Origin of the sequence: Spirillospora sp. NPDC047418 (assembly GCF_040643275.1) — a bacterium.
In the GTDB taxonomy this organism is placed as follows: domain Bacteria; phylum Actinomycetota; class Actinomycetes; order Streptosporangiales; family Streptosporangiaceae; genus Spirillospora.
This window is the reverse complement of the sequence record NZ_JBEYTW010000040.1, coordinates 50,133-71,970: the sequence shown is the minus strand read 5'-3', so window position 1 is coordinate 71,970 and position 21,838 is coordinate 50,133. Positions and strand designations below refer to the sequence as shown.

At 69.9% G+C, this 21,838-nt stretch carries 19 protein-coding genes; 10 read left to right on the top strand and 9 right to left on the bottom strand.

The genetic code is table 11. The features are described 5' to 3' along the window. From ABZ806_RS24265 to ABZ806_RS24250, 4 genes are all read left to right on the top strand, one after another. Nucleotides 1-1,770: glycoside hydrolase family 27 protein (locus tag ABZ806_RS24265; protein ID WP_500219659.1), on the top strand; the 1,770-nt coding region annotated here is incomplete at its 5' end. Nucleotides 1,771-1,885: 115 nt separating this feature from the next. Beyond that, nucleotides 1,886-3,121, top strand: a complete 1,236-nt coding sequence (locus ABZ806_RS24260; RefSeq protein WP_500219658.1) for an NAD(P)/FAD-dependent oxidoreductase — start codon at nt 1,886-1,888, stop codon at nt 3,119-3,121. An 18-nt stretch (nt 3,122-3,139) separates the two neighbouring features. Next, nucleotides 3,140-4,093 carry a sigma-70 family RNA polymerase sigma factor gene (locus ABZ806_RS24255; protein WP_500219657.1) on the top strand — a complete coding sequence of 318 codons (954 nt, stop codon included), beginning with the start codon at nt 3,140-3,142 and terminating at the stop codon, nt 4,091-4,093. A 229-nt stretch (nt 4,094-4,322) separates the two neighbouring features. Continuing rightward, nucleotides 4,323-5,282 carry a helix-turn-helix domain-containing protein gene (locus ABZ806_RS24250; RefSeq protein WP_500219656.1) on the top strand — a complete coding sequence of 320 codons (960 nt, stop codon included), beginning with the start codon at nt 4,323-4,325 and terminating at the stop codon, nt 5,280-5,282. A gap of 59 nt (nt 5,283-5,341) precedes the next feature. On the opposite strand, the gene ABZ806_RS24245 is transcribed toward ABZ806_RS24250, so the two are convergent. From ABZ806_RS24245 to ABZ806_RS24230, 4 genes are all read right to left on the bottom strand, one after another. Beyond that, a complete protein-coding gene (locus ABZ806_RS24245; protein WP_500219655.1) occupies nt 5,342-6,016 on the bottom strand; it encodes an MFS transporter in 675 nt (224 codons plus the stop codon). A gap of 478 nt (nt 6,017-6,494) precedes the next feature. Next, the gene (locus tag ABZ806_RS24240; protein ID WP_500219654.1) at nt 6,495-7,955 is read right to left on the bottom strand and encodes an ASCH domain-containing protein; all 1,461 of its coding nucleotides are present in this window, start codon (nt 7,953-7,955) and stop codon (nt 6,495-6,497) included. A gap of 18 nt (nt 7,956-7,973) precedes the next feature. Continuing rightward, nucleotides 7,974-8,546, bottom strand: a complete 573-nt coding sequence (locus ABZ806_RS24235) for an AAA family ATPase (RefSeq protein ID WP_500219653.1) — start codon at nt 8,544-8,546, stop codon at nt 7,974-7,976. A 10-nt stretch (nt 8,547-8,556) separates the two neighbouring features. Then, the gene (locus ABZ806_RS24230; RefSeq protein ID WP_500219652.1) at nt 8,557-9,465 is read right to left on the bottom strand and encodes a hypothetical protein; all 909 of its coding nucleotides are present in this window, start codon (nt 9,463-9,465) and stop codon (nt 8,557-8,559) included. Between the two features lie 252 nt (nt 9,466-9,717). Here ABZ806_RS24230 and ABZ806_RS24225 point away from each other — a divergent pair, with 252 nt between their 5' ends. Next, the gene (locus ABZ806_RS24225; protein ID WP_500219651.1) at nt 9,718-10,503 is read left to right on the top strand and encodes a GNAT family N-acetyltransferase; all 786 of its coding nucleotides are present in this window, start codon (nt 9,718-9,720) and stop codon (nt 10,501-10,503) included. Between the two features lie 214 nt (nt 10,504-10,717). Here ABZ806_RS24225 and ABZ806_RS24220 read toward each other — a convergent pair whose 3' ends face one another. From ABZ806_RS24220 to ABZ806_RS24210, 3 genes are all read right to left on the bottom strand, one after another. Then, a complete protein-coding gene (locus tag ABZ806_RS24220) occupies nt 10,718-10,972 on the bottom strand; it encodes a DUF397 domain-containing protein (RefSeq protein WP_500219650.1) in 255 nt (84 codons plus the stop codon). Between the two features lie 199 nt (nt 10,973-11,171). Continuing rightward, the gene (locus tag ABZ806_RS24215; RefSeq protein ID WP_500219649.1) at nt 11,172-11,366 is read right to left on the bottom strand and encodes a DUF397 domain-containing protein; all 195 of its coding nucleotides are present in this window, start codon (nt 11,364-11,366) and stop codon (nt 11,172-11,174) included. Further along, the gene (locus ABZ806_RS24210; protein WP_500219648.1) at nt 11,357-12,157 is read right to left on the bottom strand and encodes a helix-turn-helix domain-containing protein; all 801 of its coding nucleotides are present in this window, start codon (nt 12,155-12,157) and stop codon (nt 11,357-11,359) included. Before ABZ806_RS24210 ends, ABZ806_RS24215 begins: the two co-directional genes overlap by 10 nt. Nucleotides 12,158-12,293: 136 nt before the next feature. On the opposite strand from ABZ806_RS24210, the gene ABZ806_RS24205 reads away from it, so the two are divergent. Next, nucleotides 12,294-12,701 (top strand): ATP-binding protein, encoded by a 408-nt coding sequence (locus ABZ806_RS24205; RefSeq protein WP_500219646.1) that lies wholly within the window; start codon nt 12,294-12,296, stop codon nt 12,699-12,701. Between the two features lie 39 nt (nt 12,702-12,740). Here ABZ806_RS24205 and ABZ806_RS24200 read toward each other — a convergent pair whose 3' ends face one another. Then, on the bottom strand, nt 12,741-13,247 hold the full coding sequence (locus tag ABZ806_RS24200; protein ID WP_500219644.1) for a type I restriction-modification system subunit M N-terminal domain-containing protein: 507 nt from the start codon (nt 13,245-13,247) through the stop codon (nt 12,741-12,743). Then, nucleotides 13,213-15,276, bottom strand: coding sequence for an N-6 DNA methylase (locus ABZ806_RS24195; protein WP_500219643.1), 2,064 nt, complete (start codon nt 15,274-15,276; stop codon nt 13,213-13,215). The genes ABZ806_RS24200 and ABZ806_RS24195 overlap by 35 nt, the downstream gene beginning before the upstream one ends. A 135-nt stretch (nt 15,277-15,411) precedes the next feature. Between ABZ806_RS24195 and ABZ806_RS24190 the strand changes: the two genes are divergently transcribed. From ABZ806_RS24190 to ABZ806_RS24175, 4 genes are all read left to right on the top strand, one after another. Further along, entirely contained in the window at nt 15,412-16,344 is a 933-nt protein-coding gene (locus ABZ806_RS24190) for an exonuclease domain-containing protein (RefSeq protein ID WP_500219641.1), read from the top strand. Between the two features lie 81 nt (nt 16,345-16,425). After that, nucleotides 16,426-16,905 carry a DUF4352 domain-containing protein gene (locus tag ABZ806_RS24185; protein ID WP_500219640.1) on the top strand — a complete coding sequence of 160 codons (480 nt, stop codon included), beginning with the start codon at nt 16,426-16,428 and terminating at the stop codon, nt 16,903-16,905. 193 nt (nt 16,906-17,098) lie between these two features. Continuing rightward, nucleotides 17,099-18,337 (top strand): metallophosphoesterase family protein, encoded by a 1,239-nt coding sequence (locus tag ABZ806_RS24180; RefSeq protein ID WP_500219639.1) that lies wholly within the window; start codon nt 17,099-17,101, stop codon nt 18,335-18,337. A 5-nt stretch (nt 18,338-18,342) separates the two neighbouring features. Beyond that, nucleotides 18,343-21,798, top strand: coding sequence for an ATP-binding protein (locus tag ABZ806_RS24175; protein WP_500219661.1), 3,456 nt, complete (start codon nt 18,343-18,345; stop codon nt 21,796-21,798). Nucleotides 21,799-21,838 lie beyond the last annotated feature (40 nt).

Genomic DNA, 21,838 nt, shown 5'->3' with positions numbered 1-21,838 from the left:
GGCGGGGCCTGCGCCCCCGCCCGGGCGGCGGCGGGGCGGGGGGGCCGCGCAACCCGCCCCCCCCCGCCACCGGTCACCGCGGACCGAACGACACCCACCCCACGGAACCGGCCTTCGAATCACTGGGGAGCGATCTCTATGAAAAGGAAACGAATCCGCGCGCTACTGGCGACGGCGGCCACGGCCGCGGCAATGGCCGTGGCACTCGGCCCCGCTCCCCAGGCCCAAGCGCTGGACAACGGCGTGGGCCGCACCCCGCCCATGGGGTGGAACACCTGGAACACGTTCGGCTGCAACATCGACGAGACACTGATCCACCAGGCCGCCGACGCACTCGTCAACTCCGGCATGCGCGACCTCGGATACCAGTACGTCGTAGTGGACGACTGCTGGTTCGACCCCAACCGCGACTCGTCCGGCAACCTGCGGGCCAATCCGTCGAGATTCCCGAGCGGCATGAAGGCGCTCGGCGACTACCTGCACGCCAGGGGCCTGAAGTTCGGCCTCTACGAAGTGCCCCTGGACCGGACCTGCGCCCAGTATTTCGGCTCCTATCCGGGTGCCACCGGCAGCCTCGGCCACGAGGCCCAGGACGCCCGGCAGTTCGCCGCCTGGGGCGTCGACTATCTCAAATACGACTGGTGCTCCCCGACCGGCACTATCGACGACCAGGTACGCACCTTCGCGAAGATGCGCGACGCCCTGGCGGCCACCGGACGTCCGATCCTCTACAGCATCAACCCCAACAGCATTCACGAAAAGACCGGCCCGCAGCGGAACTGGGGTGACGTCGCCAATATCTGGCGCACGACCGAGGACATCACCAACGTCTGGAACTCCGGGCAGACCAACGGCTACCCGATGGGCATCCAGAACATCGTCGATGTCAACGTCCCCTTGTCGGGCTACGCCAAGCCGGGGCAGTTCAACGACCCCGACATGATGGTGGTCGGCCGCGGAGGCATGACGGAAACCGAGATGCGCAGCCATTTCGCCCTGTGGGCCATCATGGCCGCGCCGCTGATCGCGGGGAACGACGTCCGGAACATGGACGCCGCCACTGCCGCGATCCTGAAGAACCAGAACCTGATCGCCATCAACCAGGATTCTCTCGGCCGCCAGGCGAACCAGATCAGCAACGACGGCACCCGCCGCGTCCTGGCCAAACCACTGAGCAACGGCGACGTCGCGGTCGCGCTGTTCAACCAGGGCGGCGGCACGACGACGATCAGCACCACCGCCGCGGCGATCGGCCTGTCCGGCAGTTCCTTCAGCCTCCGCGACGCCTGGACGAATGCCGTCACCTCGACCACCGGAGCCATCTCGGCGAGCGTCCCGTCCCACGGCACCGTCGTGTACCGCGTCAGCGGCGGAACGCCCACCCCCGCGTCCCAGATCCGGGGCGTGGGCTCAGGAAGATGCCTAGACGTCACCGAAGCGTCCCAGGTCAACGGAACGCGGGTCGAGATCTGGGACTGCAACGGCCAAAGCAACCAGCAATGGACCTCCACAACGGCCGGCGAACTGCGCGTCTACGGAAGCAAATGCCTCGACGTGAACAACAACGGCACCGCCGACGGCACCAGCGTGATCATCTGGGACTGCAACGGCCAGAACAACCAGAAGTGGCGCCTCAACTCCGACGGAAGCATCACCGCCGTCGGCGCGAACAAATGCCTGGACGTCCCCAACAACGCCACGACCAACGGCGTCTACGTCCAAATCTGGACCTGCAACGGCGGCACGAACCAACGCTGGACCCGCCCCTGACCGTCCTCCCGTGGTGGACGATCTGTGCTCCATGCCACACGCGGTTCCTGTCAGCAATCGGGGCGCTGTCCCGCTCAAGTCAGCGAAGGAGTGAACGAACCGACAGGAGCGAGACATGAAGCACCGCATCGTCGTCCTCGGCGCAGGCTATGCCGGGGCCTACACGGCCGGGGTCCTGGCCCGCCGACTGTCCCCTGCGGACACCGAGATCACCGTGGTCAACGCTGTGCCGGAATTCGTCCAGCGGCTGCGGCTGCACCGTTTCGCGGCCGGCGGCAAGATCCAGACTCCCCAGCTCACCGACGTCTTCGCGGGCACGGGGATACGGCTGCGCGTGGCCCGTGCCACCGCCGTCGACCTCGAGCGCCAGGTCGTCGCCGTGGCCGACGCCGACGGCGGCGGCGAACTCGGCTACGACACGCTTCTCTACGCGCTCGGCAGCCACGTCGCCGACCAGGGCGTCCCCGGCGTGGCCGAGCACGCGTACGACGTCACCGGCCGGCCATCGGCGCTGCGCCTGCGCGAGCGGCTGGACGGCCTGGAGAGGCGGGGCGGGGGCGGGAGCGTGCTGGTCGTCGGCGACGGGTGGACCGGGATCGAGACCGCCACCGAGATCGCCGAAGCCCGGCCCGGCCTGTCGGTGACACTGATCGCCCGTGGCGAGTTGGGCGCGCGGCTGTCCACCGGAGCCCGCGACCACCTGCGCCGGGCCTGCGAACGGCTGGGCATCACCACAGTGGAGCACACCCGCGTCGAAGCGGTCGAAGCGACGCGGGTGCTGTGCGCCGACGGCACCGTCCTCGCGTCCGCCGTCACCGTGTGGACCGCCGGGTTCGAGGTCGGCCCCCTCGCCGCCGCCAGCGGGCTGGAGGTCACCGGGAACGGGCAGATCGTCGTCGACCGAACCATGCGGTCGGTTTCACACCCGAACGTCTACGCCATCGGCGACAGCGCGCACTCCCTCGGCGACAACGGCCGGCCGCTGCCGATGTCCTGCGCTTCGGCCGGCTACACCGGTAATCAGGCGATCCAGGCGATCGTCGGACGCCTGACCGGCCGCAAGGTCTCCCACACCAAGCTGCTCTACTACGGCAACCACATCAGCCTCGGGCGGCGGGACGGGATCGTGCAGATGGTCGACGACGAAGGGGCGGCGAAGCCGAAGCACGTGGCCGGCTGGAAGGCCGCGCGGATCAAGGCGGGCATCGTCAGGACGTCCCTGTGGGCCACCTCGCACCCGACCTTCGGCCTGCCCAAGCGCAGGCGCCGCCTGGCCGCCGCCCCGGCCGCGTCCCCCGGCAGGGCCGCCGCCTTCGCGCCGGATGCGTCCGGCGGGAAGGCGGCCGTGTAGCCGTCTAGGCTGGTTCGCGTGGACGGCCCCGCCGCCGATCGCTTCGACACCGGTCGGTTCGAGGCCAGCCGGAACCGGCTGGCCTCGCTGGCGTACCGTCTCCTCGGCTCGGCGGCCGACGCCGAAGACGCCGTGCAGGACGCGTTCCTGCGCTGGCAGGCCGCCGACCGGCAGCGGATCGAGGTGCCGGAGGCCTGGCTGACCAAGGTCGTCACCAACCTGTGCCTCGACCGGCTCCGCTCGGCCCAGGCCCGCCGGGAACGCACCGTCGGCGCCTGGCTGCCCGAACCGCTCCTCGACGGCGACCCGATGCTCGGCCCTGCGGACACTTTCGAGCAGCGCGAATCGGTCTCCCTGGCCGTGCTGACCCTGATGGAGCGCCTGTCGCCCATCGAGCGGGCCGTTTACCTCCTGCACGAAACGTTCTCCTACCAGCACGCCGAGATCGCCGAACTGCTGGACGTCACCGAGTCCGCGAGCCAGCAGCACCTCCACCGGGCCCGGCGCCGCATCACCTCCGCGCGCCGCCGCGGCGGCGAAGTCGACCCGGCATCCGCCCGCAAGATCGTCGAGGAGTTCCTCGCCGCCGCCTCATCGGGCCGCACCGAACGGCTCGTGGCGCTGCTCACCGACGACGCGACCGCGATCACCGACGGCGCGGGCCTGGCCGAAACGCTGCTGCTGTTCGACACCCCGCAGCGCATCGCCGCCCTCGCACGGGGCGGCTTCACTCCCACCCCCGCGAAACGGCGACTGGCCGGCGGCACGCCCGCCGTCCACTACGCGCGCGTCAACGGCGCCCCCGCCATCGTCTTCGTGGTCGGCGACCGGGTCGCCGGCACCGTGACGTTCGACCTTGCCAACGGCAAGATCGCAACCGTCCGCGGCATCGCCGCCCCCACCCGCCTCGCCCGCCTCACCGAAGCCTGGCGGCAGCACGAACCGGACCCGCCACTCATCCCCGAATGGTGACCATCCCGAGCCGCCGTACGTCCCACCGCAGCTATCGAGGGACTTCCGACCCGATGCTGACCAGCAGCTCGACGATGTCGGCCCGGTCCATCGGAACGCCATTCGGAACGCGCGGGAATAGGCCACCGTCTTTTATCTGCTTCAAGCTCACGTGGCGAACATCGTGGATGTCTCACGGGCAGACGACGTCGGCACTCCCTCGCCGGAATCGGCGTGGGTGATGTCGGGCATGGACCATGTCCGGCTGCCGGCGGGCGCGGTGCTCACCGAACCGCCGGTCCCGCTGTGGGCGCTGGTGCTGGCGGGCGGGCTCACGCTTGAGGCGGCGTTCGGCGTGCAGTCGCTCGCTGAGGGGGATGCCGTCCTCATCGACGCCCGCACCGCTCACCGGCTCACCGCGTCGGGGCGGCACGAGGAGTCCGCGCTGGTTGTAGCGGACCTGCGGGTGGCCGTCCCGGTCCGTCGGCTGCCCAGCCCGCTGGTGGTCCGCGGCTTCGGCGCCCGGCATGGCGGCGTCATGGCGCTCGTCTCGCAGTGCCCGCTCGAACGTGCGTGCCGGCCGACCCTGTTCGCCGCCAGCTACGGCAACCTGATCGGCGCGGCGATGACCACCTCTTGGCAGGAGGACGAGGGCGGCGACGCCGGGCCTCCGGACGGGGCCGTCACCGCGGTGGTGGCCGCCGTGGCCGCCCGCCCGGCCGAGCCGTGGACCGTCGAGGGGATGGCCCGGCTGGTCCACCTGTCGCGTTCCGCCCTGGGCGAGCGGTTCCGCCGCGCACTCGGCCGCGGACCCGCGGAGGTGCTCCGGGAGATCCGGATGCGGGAGGCGCGCCGCCTGCTCGCGGACCCCAGCGTGATCGCCACCTGGAATGCGGTGACCTGCAACGACAGCGCCGACTCGGCACGCTCGGGCTCGACGCGGGTCACCCAGAGCTGGGTGGCGACCGGGACCATGTTGAAGGCCAGGCCCCACACGACGACCCCCGCGGCCAGCACCGGCAGGGACGGCGCGGTCGCGGTGACCAGCAGGCCGCCGGCCAGCAGCAGCGGGGCCGCGGCGGCCACAGCGCGCAGCCGTCCCGCGAACCGCCCGGCGGCGAGGTTGCCCGCCATCCCGCCCACGCCCCAGGCCAGCAGCAGCCATACCGTGGCGCCCGCGTCGATGTCCTCGATCGCGACCCGGATGTAGGGGTAGGCGGCGAAGTTGCCGAACGCGACCAGGACCACGCCCAGCACCCCGGCCATCAGCTACCGGTTGGCGAGCGCCGCCCGCAGCATCGCCAGTCCGGCGGCCGGCTGAGGGGGCACCGGCGGCAACGTCACGGCCACGGCCACGGCAGCGGCGATGCCGAGGGCCGCCGCGACGCCGAACACCAACCGCCAGCCGACCGCGTCGCCGAGCAGGGACGCCAACGGGACCCCGGCGATCGTCGCGAGGGTGACGCCCAGCGCAATGGACGTTGAGACCACGCTGTCACGTCCCGGCACTGCGCGGGTCCCCGCGCCGAACGCGAACGACCAGTACCCGGCGATGGCGACGCCGAGGACGAGCCGGCCGAGGAGCAGGACGGCGAAACCGGGGGCGACCGCCACCGCCAGGTTCGAGACGGCCGCCGCGACCAGCAGCCAGGCCAGGACCGTGCGCCGGTCCGTCCGCGGCAGCAGCACCGCGATGCTGGGGGCGGTGACCGCGCCCGCGACCGCGGTCGCCGCAACGGCCAGACCGGCGGTGCCCTCGCTGACCCCGAGGTCGCCGGCCATCGCGGGCAGCACGCTCGCCGGCAGGAACTCGCTACCGACGAGAACCGCGATCCCGGCAGCGAGCGCGACGATCGGCGACCAGTTCGCCGAGCCGCCGGACCGTGCCGGGGACTCGGGCAGCGGAAAGCCGCTGGACGGCGGCGAGGACTGAGGCGTTGACATGCCCTCCAGCCTCGCCTCGCCCGCGCCCCCGCAGTTGACCGCGTGACGCGCACACTTGACCGTCCGACCGGTCCGCGCCGTTGTTCTGCTGCTCGGTGTGATCGCGGGTAGCGGACGAATGCGCGGTGAGAGGCAACAAGGTCCGCCGCAGTGCGAACCGAGTTGGGGTGGCTGTCGGCTGGTACGGCACGAAGTCAGCCTCGGGCGCAGGTCCGCGACCGCGCTTGGACGCGTCCGGGCAACGTGTGGCCGGGACGGTGCGGCCACGGGTCACTTGACCTGCGGCGTGTTGTTGTTTTCGCGCCGTTCATAACAACAACACGCCGCAGGTCAACGGCGATGGATGGCGCGGGTTCACGCGTGGGGTGATGCGGCGCAGACGCGTGGGTGGGGCTGGGCGGGTCGTCCGGGTCCTTGCTGCCCGCCACGCCACCAACCGTGTCGGCGACGGTGGCCATGGACAGTCAATGGCTTCGGATCAGATGTCCGGTTCTACGGGGGTGACGAGTGCAATTTCGATGGCCAGCACACCGAGGGCCTCCTTCTCCGGACCGTAGATGCGGCGGATGTTGGCGAGTTGCTGGTTAAGGGGGCTGTCGGGGTTGACGTTGGACGGTCCTTCCGCGTCGAACATCTCCTCGAATGAGGAGTAGCGGGCGACCCTTTTGACCTGAGTCAGGACGTCATCCCGGCCGCATATGAAGCGGATGTGGTCGCCCGCCTTGAGTTTCCGCAAGTTGGGGTACTGCACGCGAATCTCGATGGTCTTGCGCCCGGCTGCGACCAGATCGAAGTAGCGGCGGTAGAGGTTCATCTCGCGGGCTCTTACGCCCACCTCGGCCGGGGGACGGGCTGTCATGATGCGGTCCAGTTCGTGGGTGGTGTAGCTGCGGTAGAAGTGTTTGGGGTCGGCGAGCATCTTGCCGACGAGCCAGACGAGCGCGTCGACGTAGGAGTCGGTTGTGCCCGGCCACTCGGTGATGTCCAGCATCCAGTCGCGCGCCCCAGGCGGCGGTGGCACTTTGCCTTCTCTAATGAGCGACTTGGACAGCTTCGCGCCAGTGTCGGTCAGAACCATGGGAGTGAAGATCCGAGGCGGCGGTGCCAGGCTGGGGAGTTGGGCGAAAGCCTCGTCGACGAGTTGGCAGCCGTAGGCCCAGTCGCCCCCTTTGACCATCACGGAGAGATTGACGTGGTCGCGTGCCGCCATCCGCTCTTTGACGAGGTTCCGGTAGAGGGTCGGTAGGTCGAGGTAGGCGCCGGTGTCGGCTGTGATGGCGACCTCGTAGTCGCCGTGGTCGGTGCATACTGCGGCGAAATCCGCACCGCCCGAGCCGGTGCGCAGTAGCCGTGTACGCTCGCCTCTTTTCTCGGCCCATCCGCACTGCGGACAGGGTAGACGCAGGTGGACGTGGCCGTGGGACGGGGCTAGAGGCCAGCGAATCTGCTCCAGGCGGCCAAGGGATGCGAGGAACTCGTGCCGGAAAGCGGGGACCGCCTGTCGGCTGCTGTACGTCTCGATCTCATAGTCGACGCCGGTCGCGTCCGCCAAAGAGTCGAACATGCCCCGGTAATACTTGCCGATCAGGTCATCGACGGCGGCCTCGCCGAGGGCGTGGGCGTAGGTCTGCTGGTAGGCGTGATGGGTCTCGGGGTCCAGGCGGATGTCGTAGGGCGCGTTGTCCAATGCGCCGAACCGGACGATCGTGTCCACGTTGAAGGTGCGCTTGGTCGCCTTCGCGAGCAGGAACGCCGCCGTGTGCACCAGTGAGGTGCCAAGGTGCGGAGCGCCGTTGATCTGAGTACCGACACAGAAGGTGACTCTGTCGGGATTTGTGGCCTGCAGGCGTGGCCGCACCATGTCGACGCTGCGCAGCATCGCGTTGGCCAGGACGTTGTTCGGGCTGATGATCTCCGCAGCGTCGGTGTGGCCGTTCATCACCGTGCAGCCTTTCGGTCAGGTGGTGGGGACGGGAAGCTGGGCAAGGATGAAGTCGACACGGCGGGCGGGCTCGTCGGCGGGGACGAAGATGGGCCGGTACCCGGCGTCATAGTAACCCTGTGTGATCAGTTCGTGGACGCGGCGAATCTCGCGTTCCTTCGCCCACACCAGGTCGTCCTCGGAGTCGAAGTCGTCCAGCGGGTCCAGCACGAACACCGCGTCGTACCGGTAGATACGGGATGCTTCTTCCAGTTCCGGGTAAGGGCCGAGCCCGAAGAACGCATCCCATCCGTACCCGTCGGGGATGCCGCGGTTATAGAACCTCAACCCGGTCTTGTGGCCGCAGTACTCCTCGATGAAAGCCGCCAGCACGTCGCGGGAGTAGGCGCGCCTATCCGCCACTTGCAGGTGTCGGCCGAGCCTGTTGCGGTGCTCCCGATAGATCTCCCGGGCCGCCTCAGTCTCGCTGCAGGGAATATGGCGCTTGTGGATTTCGGTGATGACCGTCTCTTTCCCGGCGGACGGCCCTCCTGTGACGACATACCGCCGAGGCGCCGTATTCGGGTTCAACAGCTCGTCAAGACTCATGAGTGCGTCCTCATTCCTTGGCCGGGCCGCCATCGCGGCCGGTCAGCGATCGCCGCCAGGCGGCGGCGAGGTCGGTCCCCGCAACGGCCGCGAGCAGCCGGGTCGTGAAGTCAGCACGGCCCTGTACGGGGTCGATGATCCCGGTGAGCAGGAGTTCTTGCGCGGGAGCGAGGGTGGGAGTCCACCCTGCCGATGCGGCGATCTCGCCAGGACCCAGCGCGGTCGCGGCATGCAGCAGTGCAGAGCCGTAGGCGGCCTGGTAGCGCCGGGTCGCGTGCAAGACCAGGGCCTGACGCCACAGTGCGGCATCGGCGGCATCGGCGAGTTCGGATTCGGGGGCGTCCATGCTGACCAACTGGGCGACCCTCAGTAGTTCGGCACGTAGCAGGTAAACAGCGCCCCAAAGGGCTGCCAGCGCGTGCTGGTGTTCGGTGGCCTCCCAGGCGAAGACGTCAGCGGGCAGGTTCGGACGCCTGGCTGCGGGGTGCAGCCTGGGTGGCGCGGCACGCTGGGTGGCGAGTTCTTCACTGTCGTGGCGCAACTGCCAGATGACGAGGTCCAACAGCTTCGGTTCGATCCGCTTGCGGAAGTGGTGCACCTCGTAGCCGGCCGCCGCAGCGGCCACCGCCCGCCGCGAGGTGAGCGTGGTGCCCGACGTCGAGTCGTCCATACCGAACAGCAGCCGGGCGGGCTTGGCGAGTTCCGCGTTGCCGAACCGGCTCAACTGCTCCCGGAGAAGGCCGTCCAGTGCGTGCGCCAGGCTGGAGTGATCGTCGGCGTCCAGTGTCCGCATCTTCACGGCCCGTAGGCCGAGCAGGGAGGGGCCGCACTGCTGCACTCGGACGGGAAGCCCAGTGCGCAGCAGCCTTCGCATCTCGCTCCGCAAAACGTCGTCCTTCGCACCCCACGGCTCGCTCACAGCATCAGTATGGCATCGATGCCCAGAAAAAGCCCACCCAGGAGCCCAGGAAACGCCCAGACCTCTCGTCCTATGCGGCGGGGAACGTATAACCCGCTCCAGCCCTTGGCCCGCCCCTGAAGAGGCCCCGGATCGTGTCGGCGATCCAGGGCCTTGCTGCATGGGACGCTCGCTAACCAGCGGGGCATGGGATTCCGCTGTGACTGGCTTGAGCCCGTGATACGCGTCCCGTATGTTCCGACGCTCGGCCCGATGCCCCCTGAGACCGTCGGTGCCGACCTGTTCGACGCCGTTCTCGGCGTTGCGCGCACCGGCTTGTTCCTGCCCTTCGACAAGGACCGCCGGTGGACGGCTGCCAAGGACGAACAGGTCCTGGTCGGCGACATCGTCCACACGGCCGCGGAGACGATCGTCCCCGCGCTGAGCACGCGCGGCGGCGGCCTGGTGAAGGTCTACTACTACAGCGCCTCCGAGCCCGAGCTCCCGACACTGGTGCGCTGGGGCGAGCGGTTGGCGACGTCCCACGGTGCTGGGGCCGGCAGCAGGGTGATCTGGTTCTCCGGTCGGCCGGACGGGGCACGCGGCAGGGTGATGGTCAAGCGCTTGTCCGCCGACGACGAGCGACCGGCGCGCAGTGTCCAGCCCCTCAGCGACTGCCCGGCCGCCGGCACGTTCGGCGCGTTCGCCGACGAGATCGGGCCGGAAGGCTTCCAGTTCCGCTGCCAGCGGATGAGGTCCGGGCACCAGGACGGCCCGACCCTCATCACGGTCGCCGACGATCGGATCGTCGGAGCGGTCGGTCCGCTCACGACCATCGCGGGGCCGGACGGCCGCGCGATCCAGCAGCCCGCCTACTTTGCCGTCCACCCCGCGTACCAGGGCCGTGGCCACGGCCGGAGCCTGTGGCGGGCGTCGATGGCCTGGGGACGTGCCCATGGCGCCGAGGTCAAGGTGCTCCAGGCGGCTCGAGGCAGCGCGGCCGAAAGACTCTATGTCTCCGAGGAGCTCGAGACACACGGGTACGTCTGCCAGACCTAGCGCTCAAAATGCCCGTGCCGCCTGGCCGCCTGGACCCGTGTGGGCACACGGTCGGACGCCCTCGGCTACGGCGAGCTGCGAGTCACCAAGGCGGGGCGGCTCACGACGAGGGGTAGACGCGCTGCTCGACCAGTCTGGCCGGACGACTGGGAGTACGGCCTCCTCCTGGAGGAACTGGTACCGCTGTTGAGGGTGGCGGCACATGGTGCCGTGGTCAGCGGCTGTGTGGGGTGAGGGCCGCGCGGAGGGTGGCGCGGGTCAGCAGGAGGACGGGGCCGGAGGGATCCTTGCTGTCGCGGACGGCGACCGCGCCGGAGACGGCGGCGAGGTCCACGCAGTTGCCGCCGTTGGAGCCGCTGTGGGTGCTCTTGCGCCAGTGGGTGTCGGAGACGCTCGCCAGTTCGACGCATTCGCCGCCGTTGTTGAGGCTTCGGCTTGCCTTGCGCCAGGTGAGGTTTTCCAGGGGCATGAGGCCAGTGTCGGGCGCGCGGTGGGGCTTGGCAGCGGGCGCGTCCGCTTGGCCGGGGTTGCCTATGGGATAGGTGGACGGGCGTGGGTCTTGCCCGTGGGGAGGGTGGGGTGCGGCGGGTCGTCCGGGTCGGAGGGTGACGGGACGACTCGCCGCTGGTCGGCGGGGCGGGGCCGCCGGGGTGGGTGGTGCTGGACGGTCAGTGGGTGTCGGTGGCGGTCTGGACGGCGATGCGCAGGGCCGCGCGGGTCAGCAGGAGGACGGGACCGTCCGGGTCCTTGCTGTCCCGCACCGCCACCACCGACGCACCGGCCACGTCCGCCAACTCGACGCAGTTGCCGCCGTTCTCGCCGCTGTGGGTTGCCTTGCGCCAGGTGGCGTTGCTCAGGTCCATTTCTCCAGTGCCTCTCTCATCATGTCCCGGGACATGTCTTCGGGGAGGGCCCTCGCTCGCAACTCTCGGAGGGTTTCGGAGAGTTTGGCGAGGTCCGAGGGGTCGTCGGTCGTGATGCCTCGTACCGTCGTCTCCATGTAGGCGACCTCGCTCCGGTCCTCCATGGTAGCCACCACGAACGCGCCTCCCGTGCCCGCCGGACGCCCATTGTTGCGGACGATTTGGATGGTGACATTGGGCAGTTCGCTGAGAGCGATGAGGTGCTCGATCTGCTCCCGCATCACTTCGGGTGATCCCACCAGGTGGCCGAGTACTCCTTCGCTTAGGAGCGCTGTGAGCATCGTGGGGGGCGCGTCCGTCCGGGTGAGGATGGACTGGCGTGCCATGCGCGCCTCGACGGCTTCATCCGAGTTGAGGAACGCGCGGGCGTAGGCGGGAGTCTGCAGGAGGCCGGGAACGATGGTGTGTTCCCAGGTGACCAGTTCTGCGGCTTCGGACTCTTGCTGAGGCCAGTCGAACCAGATCGGGACCGGGTGGCCGTCCTTGTTGAGGTCCTCCCAGAGGCTGATGAGCGAGCCGCCTGCTTCCAGGTAGTCGTCTACCAGTTCCACGAAGGTTCGCGTGGCGCGCTTCTTGCCGCTCTCGATCCGGCTCACCTGTGCGGGGCTGACCTTGGTCAGGTGAGCGATCGTCTCCTGCTTGATGTCCTTAGCCTCTCGAAGCCGCCGCATCTGGCGACCGAAGGCCACAAGGGCGGGGGAGCTATCGGGACGCTGGCGCCGTACGGCCATGGCGACTTACCTCTCTCGGTAATTTGCACATACGTCTCTTCCCTTGCTGATGCGATCCACCTAGGGGCCGCAAGCCCATGCTAGCTGCGGATGTGGCTGAATGTGTGGTGTTCGCCACACACAGTGAGGAGAGGTCATGGGGCAGGGCGCGGCGGAGAACGAGATGGTGGTGAAGCAGGACCTGAGGGTTGTCGCGGAGGTGCGGCGGTTCGTGCGGCTGGTCGCGGGCCAGTGGGGCATGGACGACTTCGTCCCGTGCCTGGTGGCCAGCGAGCTGGTCACCAACGCCCTCCAGCACGCGGCGTCCGAAACGGACGCGACGGACGAGGACGTGATCTTGCGGTTGAGCCGTACCGAGGACGACGCGCTGTGGATGGAGGTCCAGGACGCCGCCTACGGACTCCCGCACATGCTGACGGCCGACACGACGAGCGAGACGGGCCGCGGCCTGTTCATCGTCGACCAGTACGCCCGCTGCTGGGGCATCCGCGCCCTGGCCGAGAACGCTGGCAAGGTCGTCTTCGCGGTCATCGACCGCACCTGAAGACCAGCGGAGGGGCGTTCCCTCCCGTCCGCCCCTCCGCTACCTACCGGACGCATCCCTGACGACGCTCGTGCCGCGTGGGCTCGGCTCCTCGACTGATGACGAGGTGGTCCTGATAGAGGGACTCGAAGACGTTCTCTGCGGCGGTCTTGTCCCCATGGAGTGGTTGGGCACGACCTCGAGGCGGACGTCCAGGTCGGCGAAGCGTCCGACGACCTTGTAGAGCAGTTTCGCGTCGTCCAGTTCCTTGATCTGCTGGGCGAACTTGTACTTCTCCAGCACCTCCCGCGCGTTCGGGGAGAATCCCGCGATGTACTTCGCGAGGTTCGTCGCCGCGTGCTCCGGGTCGTTGGCGATCTTCGCGAGCGTGTAGCCGGTGGTGTTGTAGAACGACTGGCCCGACGCGCGACGTAGGAACCGGTCGGTGTCCATGTCCTTGCCCTCGAACCGCTGGACCGTCTCCTGGACGGCCGCCCGGGTCGGCTCCAGGACGGTCTCCAGCCTGTGGGGCTCATGGCAACTCGGTCCCCGGGGGAAGCAGGGCACCGCTGCTGAGGGTGGTGGCTATGAGGTCCGCTGTCTCGTCGGCGCAGTTCGCGGCGTTCCGTGCGGTGTTCCGCAGTTCGCCGACCTTGCGGAACGCGTGGCCGTAAGCGGACTGCTCGCCGATCGGGAGCAGCGGGACGCGCAGCCGGGACGCCACGAGCTGCTGCGTAGAACTGCCGGTCGTCGCCTGGCTGATGTTGTCCGGTGCGCTGACGAACCCGGCGAGGAACCACGGGTCGAGGCGCGCGGGGTCGGGCCGCAGCAGGGACACGCCGTTGCCGAGCAGGCATCCGGCGTCGTCCTCGCCTACTACGCGCGTTGCGACGCCCTGCGGGCCGACGATCTGTGTGACGAGGACGTCTCCTACCTCGATGACGACCGGATCGGCCAGGTGCAGGTCACGCGGGTCGCCGCTGGCGGGCGTCCCGCCGATCAGGTCGCGCGCCCGCAGGACGGGACGGTCCGCGAGGCCGGCGGGCGGGGGGTCGGCCGGGGCGGCTCGCGTGCCCTTGTGGACGGCGAGGGCGCCGCCGCGGGTCAGGTCGGCGACCGTGGCGGTGCGCCAGGTGCGGCTCGCCTCGCCGGCCGAGGCGAGTGGTCCGATGTCGGTCGCGTCGGTGAGTGCGGTGATGTCGGCCTTGAGGCGCTCGATGAGTTGCGCGACGTCGTGCAGGGCCGCGTCCGGGGTGATCACCGGTGCTGTGCGGACGTGCCGTGCGGGGGACAGGTCGACGAGATCGTCCAGGAGGTCGATCGGCGGGACGGCTCGCGCGGTTCCCGGGATCTCGGCGAACTCGTCGGGCTCGGCGGGCTTGGTGAACGCCTGCCAGGTGCTGACGATCGTCTCCTGGAGACCGGAGGAAGCGGCCTCGTCGGAGGCGTCCATCAGCAGGACCAGGTCGCGGCCGGGGCGGTCGACCGCCGGGCCGCGGAGTATCCACAGGTGAAGCCCGATGTGGTGCGGGACGGCGAGGCCCGCCGGGAGGGCGATGACCCCGCACAGCGCCCCCTGCCGGAGCAGCTCGGCCCGGATCCGGCGGCCGGACGGTCGTGACGCGGTCGCCGGTGGCAGCAGGAGCACGGCGTGGCCGCCCTCGGCGAGGTGCGCCAGGGCGTGCTGGATCCAGGCGAGTTCCGGTTCCGAGCGCGGCGGCACGCCGTAGGCCCAGCGCGTGTCGAACGCCAGGTCGTCGTGCCCCCAGTCGCGGTCGCCGTAGGGCGGGTTGCACACCACGGCGTCCGCGTGCAGGCCGGGGAAGGCGTCGTCGCGGAGGCTGTCGCCGGTCCGCACGTCCACTGAGGCTTGGGGTGCCGTTTCGGCGAGCCGCGCCCTGGCCTGGGACGCGGTGACGGGCCGGTACTCCTGGCCGTGCACGTCCGCGCCGGGGTCCAGGGTTGCGGCGACCGCGGCGAGCAGGCGTCCGCTCCCGCAGGCAGGGTCGAGGACGCTGCGGACGCGCGGCCCCCCGGTCGTCGCCAGCGCGGCCATCAGGCCGGCGAGCACGTCCGGTGTCGGATGCGTCCCGCGGATGCCGATCGGCGACTCGGAGTGTTCGTCGAGGACGTCGAAGACGGCGAGTGGGCCCGCCTGGTGCGTGACCTGCGCCGCCGCTCGGAGGAGCGTCGCGGGGACGCCGGCCTGGTCTGCCTCGGTGGCACCGGCCGACGAGGTCGCTTCCGCGTGCAGTGCGGTCAGCTCGTCGTCGTTCAGCGCTGCGATCGCGGCGCGCTTCCCGGCGTCCAGTCCGGCCAGGTGCGCGGTGAACAGTGCGACGGCCTCGGCTTCGCGCGGCGTGCGGCCGCGCAGGTGGGCGCGCAGGTCGTCGCTGGGCGAGCGCGCGGGGAGGCGGCCCCGCGCGTCGAGCCATGCCTCGATCTGCCGCCGGTCGTAGCTCGGGCTGGACTCCGTCCCGCCGCTGGCCTGCGGAAAGTCGGGGTGCCGCCGGCGCCAGTTGCTCACGGTCGCCCGCGTCACGCCGGCGAGCCGAGAGATCTCGGCGGCGGTCAGATGTTCGCTCTGCGATGCCATCGGTTCATCCTCATCAGCTTTCGGGAGCATCGCCACTGTACATCATCCAATGATGCGAAAGCGTTTGACAGTGCTTTCATGTCATGCTCTCATGATGATGCTTTCAGTGGCACGCCACGGCGCGAGGAGCGACGGATGACCGGCTGGGTTGCGATCGACTTCGAGACGGCGAACTCCCTGCGGGGAAGCCCGTGCTCGGTAGGGCTCGTCAAGGTGAAGGGACGGCAGATCGTCGAAGAGTGGTCGTCGTTCATCAAGCCCCCTGACGGGCACGACCACTTCGACGCCTTCAACATCCGCATCCACGGCATCACGGCGGACCACGTCAGGGACGCCCCCGGCTGGCCGGAGACACTGGAGCGCATCGTCCAGTTCGCCGGCGGCACCCCGCTCGTGGCGCACAACGCGGCCTTCGACATCGGAGTGCTCGCCGACGCGTGCCGGGCGAGCGGCCAGGCCGTCCCCGACCTCCGGTTCGCCTGCACGCTCGTCGTCGCCAGGCGCGTCTGGAACGGCCTGCTGTCGTACAAGCTCCCCGTGCTCGCCGGCGCCCTGGGCATCGAACTGGCCCGCCACCACGACGCCGGCGACGACGCGCGAGCCGCGGCCGAGGTGATGCTCGCCGCGCTGCGACGGCAGGGGACGGACTCGCTCGACCACCTCCTCGCCGTCCACAAGGTCCGGATGGGCTCCTTCCAGGGCGGCGTCCGCCAGGGGTGCGCCTACCGGGGAGGCGCACCGCGCGCGCCGTCCCCGGACGCCGACCCCGACGCCGACCCGGACAACCCCTTCTACGGGCTCACCGTCTGCTTCACCGGATCACTGCCCGGCATGACGAGGGTGGAGGCCGCCGAGCGGATCGCCGCCCTCGGCGCCTGGACGGCCGGCGACGTCACCAGGTCCCTCGACCTGCTCGTGCTCGGCGGCGTCCAGCCCCACCAGCTCGCCCCCGGGGCGACCAAGACCGGCAAGCACCTCAAGGCGCAGAAGCTCCGCGACGCCGGTCACGACATCACCGTGATCGACCACGAGGAGTTCCGCGAACTGCTCGCGGCCGCCGAAGCCTGACCCGGCACCCCAACGACCCAGCACCCCCATCTGGTGGCGCGTCCGTGGAGGACGCGTCCGAACAGCATCAAGGAGCACGCCATGCGCAAGATCGTCATCGGCCTCGCCGCGGTCGCCGTCCTCACCGCCGGCTGCGAGCTGGAGACGGACCCGGTCGCCGTCCAGTCCGCCGACCCGGGCAAGTCCGCGGAGAAGGGCGGCGGCGCGGCCAAGAGCAAGAAGACGTTCCCGATCAAGCTCACCGCCAAGCGGGCGCGCGCGAAGAAAAGCGTCCTGAGCGACGGCGGCGCCCTGTCCTGCGTCAAGGTCACCGTCACCAACCAGACCAAGAAGCAGCTCGAGGTCAACCCGCTCTACTTCTCGATCACCGACACCGGCAGCACCAAGCACGACAGCAGCACCGCCCTCGGCGACTACGAGGGGCAGATCGCCACCACGGAGCTCGCCCCGGGCGAGAAGGCGACGGGCATGGTGTGCGCGGAGGGCACGTTCCGGCCCAAGACCGTCGCGATGACCAACCCCCTGTTCGACGAGGCCGCCCGCGCCCAGGTCGCCTCCTGAACAGGTCGCTCCTGAACAGGAAAGGGGCGGCAGGCGGGCTGAGAACCGCTGCATATACGGCACCTGCCGCCACAGAACAGCTGTTTCGCCACTTTCAGCAGATAGACCACAACAGCGGGCTAGCGTTCCTCCAGTCCCCTCGCCACAGGACCACTGGACGCTGCGCACCGGCTGCAACGCGAACGAGGAGACCATGAAGATCCTGCACGCCGCCGATCTTCACATCGACAGCCCGTTACGGGGCCTCTCGGCCTACGAGGGCGCACCCGAAGAAGACCTGCGCCTGGCCACTCGACGAGCTCTGGAGAACCTCGTCCGGCTCGCGATCGACCTGCCCGTGGACGCCGTCCTCCTGGCCGGTGACGTCTACGACGGCGACTGGAAGGACTACCAGACCGGGCTTTACTTCAGCGGGCAGATGGCGCGCCTCGGGCGCGCCGGCATCCCCGTGTACATGGTGTCGGGGAACCACGACGCACAGAACCGCACGATGCGCTCACTCAGGCTTCCCGACAACGTGCACGTCTTCGCGACGAACCGGCCCGAGACCGTCCGGGACGAGAAGGCCGGGCTCGCCGTCCACGGCCAGGGGTTCGCCGAATGGGACCTCACCGACAACCTCGCCGCCGGATATCCGGCGCGAGACGGCGGCCTGTTCAACGTCGGCCTGCTGCACACGGGCCTCGAAGGCGGCCACAGCGAGCACAAGCTGTACGCGCCCTGCACCGTCGCGGACCTCGAAGCCCGGGACTACGACTACTGGGCGCTCGGCCACGTCCACAAGCAGCAGATCGTCCGGGACGAGCCGTGGATCGTCTACCCCGGCAACATCCAGGGACGGCACGCCCGCGAGACGGGTCCGAAGGGCTGCATCGTCGTGACGGTGGACGGCGAACTCCGGGTCGAATCGGTCGAGCACCACGACCTGGACACCGCCCGCTGGGAACACCTCGACGTCGACGTCACGGGCCGCGACGACATCGACCAGGTGCGCAGCCTCGTCGCGCAGCGCTTCCAGCAGATCCCGGAGGAGCGGCTGACCGCCGTCCGCGTCACCCTCACCGGCGCGACGTCCGCGCACGCCGCACTGTGGCGGGACCGAGAGCGGATCCTCAACGAACTGCGAGCGGCGGCCGGGCACCACCCGAACCTGTGGCTGGAGAAGGTCAAGGTCCGGACGTCCAGCGAGGACGGCGGCGAACCCGGCGCGGGCGCCTCCGGCATCCTGACCGACCTCCACCGCACACTCACCGTACTCGGCACCGACCCGGACGGCCTCATGGCCAAGCTCGTGAGCCACCCGCTCATCGGACGGATCCCCGCCGAGACCAAGGGGCCGGAGGGCATCGCCCCGACCGACCCGGCGTGGCTCAAGAGCCTGGCCGACGACGCCTACCAGCTCGTGGAGTCCCTGCTGCAGGAAGCGCGGTGACCGGAATGCGCATCGAACGCCTCGACCTCATCGCCTACGGCGCCTTCGGCGACTACACCCTGGACGGACTGGGCCGGGCCGGCGTCCACCTGGTCCACGGCCCCAACGAAGCCGGCAAGTCCACGGCGCTGAGCGCCCTCGACCAGCTGCTGTACGGCATCGACCACAACTCCCGGTACGCCTTCCGGCACGGCAACCGGACGCGGCTGGGCGCCCGGCTCTCGGCGGCCGACGGGGTGGCCCTGGAGATCGTCCGCCGGAAGAAGCGCAAGGACGACCTCGTGGACGGCGACGGGGACCCGCTCGGCGACGAGGCACTCGCCCCCTTCCTCGGCGGCATCGACCGCAAGACGTTCATCACCGAGTTCGCTCTCAACAGCGACGAACTCCGCAAGGGCGGGGAACTGCTCGCCTCCGGCGCGGGCGACATGGCCCAGCTGCTCGCCGCCGCGCGGTCGGGCATGCGCCTCAAGGCCGTCCTCGACAAGATCGGGTCCCGTCAGCGCGAGCTGTTCCTGCCGACCGGGAAGAAGCCGGCGATCAATGTTTCGCTGGACCGGCTGAAGGACGTCCGGCAGCGGTCACGCGACGCGACACTCCTCCCCGGCCAGTACCGGGACGCGGAACAGTCCGCCGAAGAGGCGGAGCGGCGCCTCGCCGAGACCGAGGCCGAACTGCGGGCCGCGCGACGGCAGCGGGAAGCCAAGCACCGGCTCCGGGAGAACCTGCCCGCGCTGGCCCAGTGCCGCGATCTGGAACAGCAGGTCGAGGAGATCAGCGGCCAAGGGCCGGTGGCCCCCGACGACATCCGCACGGACCTGCCCGAGCTGCTCAAGCGGCGAAGCGAGCACATCGCGGTGCGTGCGACGGACGCCGGACACCTCGAGCGAACCGAGCGGCAACTTTCCGAGACCGGCCAGGACGATTCCCTCCTCCCGCATGCCGGCGCGATCGGACAGCTCGCCAAGGACGTCACGGCGATTCTTGACGAGAGGGACCGGCAGAGTGCGGCGTCCGACGAGGTCGCCGGCAAGCGCGTCCAGGCCGAATCGCGGCTGCGTACCGTCCACGCGCAGGCGACCCTCGCCGACGAAGAGCTCTACCGGATCCCGGAAACCCTGCGCGGGGAGGGACAGGAGCTCCGGGACCACGGCCGGACGCTCCGCGAGAACCTCGACCACGCGCGGGACGCGGTGAAGCGATGCCGGGACAAGCACGAACGACTCGGCAAGGAGCTCAGCGCCCTCCCGGCAGGCGAGGACGTTTCGCAGTTGCGGAACGCGTACGCGTCCATCCCCGCCGGCCTGCCGGAGAAGCTGGCCGACACCGAGGCCGACGAGAAGAAGCGGGACCGCCGATTCCGCCAGGCACGGAACCGGCTCGAACTGCCCGAGCTGCCGCCCGACGGCGTCCTCGATCTCCGGCTGCCCGACCAGGAGCAGGTCACCGGAGCCGTGCGGGCCTTCCGGGACCTTGAGGAGCGCCTCCGCGACCGCGACGGGGAACTCGACGGCGCGCAGCGGCAATTGGTGAAATGCCGTCGCGCCCTCCAGCGCCTGGCGACCGACGACGCGCCGCCGACACACGACGAGCTGCGGGCGCGGCGCGCCGAGCGGGACGGGCTGCTCGCGGGACTCCCCGACGATCCGGGCGCCATGGACGCGCTGCGCGAGGCCGTCCGGCGGGCAGACGACACCGCCGACCAGATGCTGCGGCATGCGGAGAGCGTCAACAAGCGGGCCGACCTCACGCGCGAGATCGCCGATCTGGAAGCCGCCGTCCCCGACCATCAGGCGGCCGTGGACGAACTGCTCGCCGAGCAGGCGCTGGAGCAGAGGCACTGGGAATCGCTGTGGGAGGGATACCCCGCCCCGGCGCCCGACCTCGGGCAGGCGTCAAAGGTCTTGGACGACTTCGGCCGACTCCAGACCGACGCGCGGGAACTCCAGGACGCCCGCATCGAGCTGGAAGGCCAGTGCGAACGCCTCAACGCCCACACCGCCAGGCTCCAGTACCTGCTGCGCCTTGGTGAGGACTCACCCGCCGTCGCCAGTACGGGCCGCGCCTCCGCGATGTTCGCGGAGATGGTGGAGACGGCACGTGGACGCCTGCACGAACATGAGCAGACCGTCCAGGAAAGGGCAGCCGTACTGCGGGAGCTGGCCGGCGCGGAAACCGACCTTGGCGAAGCGGAATCCGCGAAGGCCGACGCCGAGAAGGCCCTGGCCGTCCACGATGGGCAATGGCAGCAGTTCCTGAACGACGCGGGCCTCGCCGCCGACCGCGACTTCGACACCGCTCTCACCGACCTGGAAACCCTCTTCAACGTCGCTGCGGAGGTCGATGCGGCGGACGCGATGGAGCAGAAACTCCACCAGGGCGAGCAGCGGATCTCCGAGTTCGGGGACCTGGTGAAGGCCACGCTCACCGCCTGCGGCCGGAACGTACCGGCGTCCGCCACCGGCTGGCAGCAGGCCATCGAAACGCTGGAACACGACCTGCAGAGGCAGCGGGACGGCGCGCAGCAACGTAAGAACCTGCTCGCACAAAAGGCCGACCTCGCCGAGCGGGTAGGCGAGGCGGAGGCCGAACTGAGCGGGCTGGAAGGGCGCTTGCAGGACTTCTCCGCACGCCTCGGTCTGACTTCGATCGCCGAACTGGAGGCCGCCGCGCAGCGCGCCGGCGCCTTGCGGGAGAAGTCCACGGCTCTCGCGAACGTCCGGCAGACCCTTCCCGCAGGGCAGGAACTGGTCGTGCTCCGCGAGCAGGCGGAGGAGACGTCAGCGGAGGAACTCGCCGACGAACTGGCCGAACTCGACCGCGAAATCGAGGAACTGGAGACGGCCAAAGCCGACTGGCTCGAAAAGCGCCTGGAGCGACGCCGGGTACTGGAGGGTCTCAACGGGGGCGGCGACGCTGCCCGCGCCGAGTCCGACATCGCCCAGATCTGCGCCGAACTGGCCGAGAGCGCCGAGGAGTACCTGCGCCTGGAAGCCGCGAAGATCGCCATCCATGCCTGCATGGAGGAGTACCGGACCAACGACCAGGAACCCGTGCTCGCGCTGGCCTCCGCAATGTTCGCCCAGCTGACGGGCGGCTCCTACACCGGTCTCGAGATGTCCGAGGAGGAGCCCCCGAGCATCCGCGCCAGGCCGTCCTCGGGACCGCCGCTGCCGCCCACCGCCCTGAGCGAAGGCACCCGCGACCAGCTCTACCTGGCGCTGCGCCTGGCCACGCTCGAACGCCACGCCGCAGCCGGCAACGCCCTTCCGATCGCCGTCGACGACATCTTCATGACATTCGACGAACAGCGCACGGAAGCGGCCCTCCACGTCCTCGACAGCCTGGCCGACCGATTCCAGGTCATCGTCTTCACCCACCACGAACACGTGCTCCGCAGCGCCACCAAACAACTCCCCGAAGGCCGCTGCCACATCCACCGCCTGCCCAGCCAGCCGTAGTCTTCCACCCCGGAACGCCGCCCCTACCCGGCCGTTCCAT

Excerpts from the sequence above, each read along its gene's own strand:
- ABZ806_RS24260 (WP_500219658.1), top strand. The coding sequence starts at position 1,886 with ATGAAGCACCGCATCGTCGTCCTCGGCGCAGGCTATGCCGGGGCCTAC.
- ABZ806_RS24250 (WP_500219656.1), top strand. The coding sequence starts at position 4,323 with ATGGACCATGTCCGGCTGCCGGCGGGCGCGGTGCTCACCGAACCGCCG.
- ABZ806_RS24245 (WP_500219655.1), bottom strand. The coding sequence starts at position 6,016 with ATGTCAACGCCTCAGTCCTCGCCGCCGTCCAGCGGCTTTCCGCTGCCC.
- ABZ806_RS24240 (WP_500219654.1), bottom strand. The coding sequence starts at position 7,955 with ATGAACGGCCACACCGACGCTGCGGAGATCATCAGCCCGAACAACGTC.
- ABZ806_RS24235 (WP_500219653.1), bottom strand. The coding sequence starts at position 8,546 with ATGAGTCTTGACGAGCTGTTGAACCCGAATACGGCGCCTCGGCGGTAT.
- ABZ806_RS24225 (WP_500219651.1), top strand. The coding sequence starts at position 9,718 with ATGCCCCCTGAGACCGTCGGTGCCGACCTGTTCGACGCCGTTCTCGGC.
- ABZ806_RS24220 (WP_500219650.1), bottom strand. The coding sequence starts at position 10,972 with ATGCCCCTGGAAAACCTCACCTGGCGCAAGGCAAGCCGAAGCCTCAAC.
- ABZ806_RS24215 (WP_500219649.1), bottom strand. The coding sequence starts at position 11,366 with ATGGACCTGAGCAACGCCACCTGGCGCAAGGCAACCCACAGCGGCGAG.
- ABZ806_RS24210 (WP_500219648.1), bottom strand. The coding sequence starts at position 12,157 with ATGGCCGTACGGCGCCAGCGTCCCGATAGCTCCCCCGCCCTTGTGGCC.
- ABZ806_RS24205 (WP_500219646.1), top strand. The coding sequence starts at position 12,294 with ATGGGGCAGGGCGCGGCGGAGAACGAGATGGTGGTGAAGCAGGACCTG.
- ABZ806_RS24195 (WP_500219643.1), bottom strand. The coding sequence starts at position 15,276 with ATGGCATCGCAGAGCGAACATCTGACCGCCGCCGAGATCTCTCGGCTC.
- ABZ806_RS24190 (WP_500219641.1), top strand. The coding sequence starts at position 15,412 with ATGACCGGCTGGGTTGCGATCGACTTCGAGACGGCGAACTCCCTGCGG.
- ABZ806_RS24185 (WP_500219640.1), top strand. The coding sequence starts at position 16,426 with ATGCGCAAGATCGTCATCGGCCTCGCCGCGGTCGCCGTCCTCACCGCC.
- ABZ806_RS24180 (WP_500219639.1), top strand. The coding sequence starts at position 17,099 with ATGAAGATCCTGCACGCCGCCGATCTTCACATCGACAGCCCGTTACGG.
- ABZ806_RS24175 (WP_500219661.1), top strand. The coding sequence starts at position 18,343 with ATGCGCATCGAACGCCTCGACCTCATCGCCTACGGCGCCTTCGGCGAC.